Source organism: Phormidium pseudopriestleyi FRX01, assembly GCF_017313335.1.
Lineage (GTDB): Bacteria > Cyanobacteriota > Cyanobacteriia > Cyanobacteriales > Laspinemataceae > Laspinema > Laspinema pseudopriestleyi.
In genome coordinates, this window is the sequence record NZ_JAFLQW010000010.1 from 1 (window position 1) to 4,935 (window position 4,935).

Consider the following 4,935-nt stretch of genomic DNA (forward strand, 5'->3'; position numbering starts at 1 on the left):
AGTAGTGACTTACTGTGCCGGAATTTCACCGAAGACTAGAATGCAATAATCACGCAGATGATTATTCTTACTCGCTTTTACTATTTTAACACGGTCGGCTTATATCCCCACGGATAAATCCGGGGGCTTTACGCCGATTCTTGGTAAAGTCTAGGGGACTCTCTATGACGCCAGCTTTGGCAAAAACCGGGTGAATGCCCTTGTAAATTTGCTAAATTTACTCGGCACTCTGTTCCAGTCCGCTAGGAATCGCACCCTCGCACAGCAGGGTCATCCGAGGCGATCGCCCGCCCAGGATAATCCCTCGCCGCCCGGTCCCTTAAACTTTCAGTTCTCATAACTCGCAGATCAACCCTTTTACCGGACTGATAAAGCCACGGGGGGTATTTCTGCTTTGCTCTCAAAAAACTTTAAGCTTGGGAATAAGAAATGATTTTCTTCTACATATTGAGCACCGAACAATCCTTTTTCTGCCCAGAAGTATCGATCCGTGGTATGCTCGTTTCTCTTAACTAGCAACAAAGCCGGTGGCACGATGCCCTCTGCCTTGATGAATTTACGGGCGGCTGTGACTGGCTTATCTTCACCGCTTTCGATACTATACTGAGGCACGTGCTCTAAAATCCTGCGCCCTTCTTGGCGGCGACGGCTCTTCCGCTTACGTCTCCTTGCCAAAGTCCTTACCTCCTATTTCAGCCGACAGGTGTAGTGATGGTTACAAAAGTCGTGCTGATTATATCCGCTGTAATAAAAAAAATCAATCCCTCTTGCTAATTTTGTTACAAAACGCAGCATCTCTTATATCATAAGCCTTTCCAGGCTTTTTTGCTCCCCTTTCGAGAGATGTACGGCGAAAATTCACAAAACTATAAAGTTTGTTACAAAAATCCATAGAGTGGAGCCGCCCGGGACTTCAAAATTCCCCAGCCCTGTTTACCCGAGGAAAGGAATGCTCTATAAATCGTTGTTTCATGTAGGGGTTTGGTCTCCAAACCCTCTTGATGCTAAAGTATCTTACCCCAGAAGTAAGCAACCGGACCCAATTTCTGCCAACATGAACTCAGAGGGTCCGTTCCTAGGGTTAAGCTAGTCAGGATAAACCGGGTGCGGGGGAAGGTGGCGGGCATCGGTGGGCGTTACTGTGTTAAATCGAATAAGGGAATATGGGAATGGGAGCCAGTTCAGAATTTGTTGCCCTGTGCAAATCACAGGTGGGTTTGCTCTCGAAAGGGCTAGGATCCTCCGTGAGCGTGGTGTATTTGACAGAAGAATTGGCAGAAGACCGAGAAGCCAAGCTGATTCCGATTGTCACCTATCCGGAAACTGCTGTGGTGTGGGAAGAAAATCCCGCCCGGGCGATCGCCGGTTCACAGATGGCTACAGAGATTCCCTTGCGTCCCACCCCCGACTTTCCGCCGACGACAATCCCCGGGGAAACCCCGACAACGGGAACGAATGCCCCCCTTGCTCAAGGTCCCCCGTTCATCTGTGCTTCCTCCGAAAGACCCGTGACGGTTCATTTAGTTGAACCGATCCGATATTTAAACCCAGAGGATGAACCGATCGCCGAGGGGGAGGATTTAGCGCAACATCGACAAATTGTCTTACCCCTGATCCATGAAGAAATCGTGATGGGACTGTTGGTGACGCGCCGAGAGGACCGACCCTGGACCGATCGCGAACGGATGCAGATTGAATGCATCGCCCAAACTATTGCGATCGCCTGCATTCTGGATCGGCGGCAGCGGTGGTTAAGTCAGCAAATGCGCCAACACCAACGCCTGCAAGCGGAACAACATGATTTACTCGATAACCTCCTGCATCAAGTCCGCAGTCCCCTCACCGCCTTACGCACCTTTGGAAAATTATTGTTAAAACGCCTGCGGGAACCGGACTCGAACCGAGATATTGCTGGAAGTATCCTGCGCGAGAGCGATCGCGTTCAAGAGTTGCTGCAACAGATGGATTTGGCGATCGAACTGGAAGAAATAGCAGCGGTCCCGGATCGGCAAACCGAGGTCCCGTCGGAAACCCCGAGGTTGGAGAGGCGATCGCCACAATTGTTACTCCCAGCTTTTGATTTAGAACCCTGCGATATCCGGCCTGTACTGGAACCGTTGCTAATTTCGGCCCTGGCGATCGCCAGCGAACGTCATCTGGAATTGAGTACCGATATCCCGTCGGAATTGCCTCCGGTTTTGACCTATCCCAAAGCCCTGCGGGAAATCTTGAGTAATTTGATTGACAATGCCTTGAAATATACGCCCCCCGGAGGCAAAATTTATGTGAAGGTGGGGGATCAGCGCCAAATAGAGGGGGTGATTTTGATGGCGATCGCCATTAGTGACACGGGAATCGGCATTCCCCCCCAAGACTTGGAACGATTATTTCAACGGTATTATCGCGGAGTCAAAGCCGATAGTGATATTCCCGGTACGGGATTGGGATTGGCGATCGCCCGCGAACTGATCACCCAAATGCAAGGGGAAATCGAAGTCTTTAGTCCCACTCCCCCCCAATGGCGAGACCCGAATTGGCAAAACCGCCCCAGTTCCGATTATCCGGGGACCACCTTTATTCTTTGGCTGCAACTCTAAGGGCGATTTGACCGTAAGTTGCATTTTCTAGTTTTGGGTATTTTATTTTTTGGAGTTCCCTAAGTATTTATTCTGGTTAAAAGTAAGAGGCTGAGGGACCCAAGAACCCCCCTAGGAAGTTGGAGATGGAACTGACTCTGGAGACGGATGCTCTCAGGGCAGTTAATTGGCTTTTTTCAGGATTTCTCAGGGTTTAATTTAAGCAGAAAAAGCCCTAAAACTCTTGCCCCGTGGTCAATGGAAAATTATTTTAACCAATTTATTGCGGAAACTAAATCTAGGCGTTATCATTTCACGAGCTAACTCTTAGGGTAGAGACAAGTCGGACTCTTCTGCTCAACTTAGAAAGTTTCTGACTCCCTCCGTTGAGATTCCCCAGGGACTAAATCCTAAAAAGGTCCAAAATTAGGCCATTTGAGGGCAGTCGCCTGCTATTTTTAGCCGGAACCCCTGTCAGGGAATTTAGATAAATGGACCGAGACGGATTCGGTATTCGGTGCTACATTAGGTTTAGTAGCAATTTTGTAGCCTTAGTTACTTTTACGAGATTTCAATAGGAGCGAAACCCAGATGCATCCGGTATGTATAATTCCTCTAAGCATTTCAGTCTGTGCCTTTGTGATTAATCGACGCACCTCTGAGGAAACTGTAGGCGTGATGACCATGACTCTAGCCGGACTGTTAGCGGTTATAGCCCTAATCTTGGCCCCCTGGCAAGTTCAGATGCTGGGCGCTTTGGCTTTACTTTTAGATCGCTGCCATTGGTTGAAGGTTCGCGGGTAAGGGATTGGGAGATGGGGGAGTGTGTCTAAGGGTATAGAAATTTTATCCACAGTGCGATCGCTACAAAGGTGCTGTCGATAAGTTGTCTCAATCAATTGGATGATTCCTCCCTCAGATTGGGGACAAAGTAGATAGGGGATTAACCCTTTGCGGGCTCAGGATGGGAAGATTCTCTCTCACCCGATTAAGGCTGATTCGCTTCAAGGAATGGGGAGAATGGGGGAGATGAATCTAAAATGACGGGGTTAAGGTAAAGGAAACTCGATTAAATTTTCTCATTCTTGGCAATCAGGGATGGGAAAATTTCTTTAATTGTAAATATTTGTAAAATTAAGCGGTCAAAAGGTAGAATCCGGTGGAAATCTGGCTCAAAATAGGAAGTTGAATTGGTCGTCAATGTCGCAAATGCCAGAAAAACCCTGGACAATTTGGGAGTAAAGGCGATCGCATCTGTGATTCAACCGGCTTTCCCAGCCATCGATAATCCCTCTCCCTTCACGCTTTCACCAACCCTTTGGCCGATCGCCCTTTTATGAGTAAGCCTTATTAACATGATTCCCTTAGAACTGAGTTTAAAAAACTTTCTGAGTTATCGCGAAGCTACCCTAGACTTTCATGGATTACATACTGCCTGTATCTGTGGACCAAATGGTGCCGGAAAATCCTCCCTCCTAGAAGCCCTCGCCTGGTCCCTATGGGGAAATAGTCGCGCTGGCACCGAGGACGATATTATTCATAGTGGGGAAATGGATGCGCGGGTTGATTTTACCTTCCAAACCAATCAACAAATCTATCGGGTGATTCGTTCCCGGCAACGGGGTCAATCCAGTTCTCTGGAATTTCAAGTGGCGACGACTTCTGAGGATTTGACTGCCAATCAACTGGAAAATCTAGAGTTTCGCCCTCTAACTGAGAAAGGTTTACGAGCCACTCAGGATAAAATTATCCAACATATCAAACTCGACTACGAAACCTTTACTAATTCATCTTACCTGCGCCAAGGTCGAGCGGATGAGTTTATGTTGAAACGACCCTCGGAACGGAAGCAGGTATTGGCAACTCTGCTGAGATTGGACCATTACGATGAGTTGGCGGAACAGGCAAAAGACCGATCGCGCGAAGCAAAGGGTCAAGTCCAGTTGCTGGAACAAAGTTTAGCCTCGCTACAGCAACGATTACAAGAAACAATGGCGATCACCCAAAATCTGGACCAGGTGGAAGCGCAAATTCTCCAGGGTCAAGAGTCCGTGAACCATCAGCGATCGCAATTACAACAGTTTCAACAACTCCAACTCCAGCGCCAAAACTGGCAACACCAAATCACTCATCATCAGGACCGCGATCGCCACTTAAAGGACGACTGCGATCGCACTCAACAAGAACTCAATCTCAACCATCGCCGTCGCCAAGAATTAGAGGCACTCCTCAAACAAGAAGGCGAAATTAGGGCAGGATATCATCAATATCAGCAATTACAAGCTCACGAAGAAGTTCAAGCCTCTAAATTCCAATCCTATCAGCAAGCGGTCCAACAGCGCCAGCAGTTACAGGACCA

General features: G+C 48.2%; 6 protein-coding genes. 5 read left to right on the top strand and 1 reads right to left on the bottom strand.

All coding sequences use genetic code 11. The features are described 5' to 3' along the window. The first annotated feature begins 190 nt into the window (after positions 1–190). Entirely contained in the window at positions 191–340 is a 150-nt protein-coding gene (locus J0895_RS00335) for a hypothetical protein (RefSeq protein ID WP_207086162.1), read from the top strand. A gap of 17 nt (positions 341–357) precedes the next feature. Here the strand turns inward: J0895_RS00335 and J0895_RS00340 are convergent, their stop codons facing one another. Continuing rightward, the gene (locus J0895_RS00340; RefSeq protein WP_015150024.1) at positions 358–675 is read right to left on the bottom strand and encodes a DUF3155 domain-containing protein; all 318 of its coding nucleotides are present in this window, start codon (positions 673–675) and stop codon (positions 358–360) included. A 494-nt stretch (positions 676–1,169) separates the two neighbouring features. Here J0895_RS00340 and J0895_RS00345 point away from each other — a divergent pair, with 494 nt between their 5' ends. From J0895_RS00345 to J0895_RS00360, 4 genes are all read left to right on the top strand, one after another. Beyond that, positions 1,170–2,597: a GAF domain-containing sensor histidine kinase gene (locus J0895_RS00345; protein WP_242540940.1), complete on the top strand. Its 1,428-nt coding sequence runs from the start codon at positions 1,170–1,172 to the stop codon at positions 2,595–2,597. Between the two features lie 570 nt (positions 2,598–3,167). Continuing rightward, positions 3,168–3,380, top strand: a complete 213-nt coding sequence (locus J0895_RS00350; RefSeq protein ID WP_207086164.1) for a hypothetical protein — start codon at positions 3,168–3,170, stop codon at positions 3,378–3,380. A gap of 386 nt (positions 3,381–3,766) precedes the next feature. Continuing rightward, the gene (locus J0895_RS00355) at positions 3,767–3,916 is read left to right on the top strand and encodes a hypothetical protein (protein ID WP_207086165.1); all 150 of its coding nucleotides are present in this window, start codon (positions 3,767–3,769) and stop codon (positions 3,914–3,916) included. A gap of 15 nt (positions 3,917–3,931) precedes the next feature. Further along, on the top strand, positions 3,932–4,935 hold a 1,004-nt coding region (locus J0895_RS00360), incomplete at its 3' end, for an AAA family ATPase (RefSeq protein ID WP_207086166.1).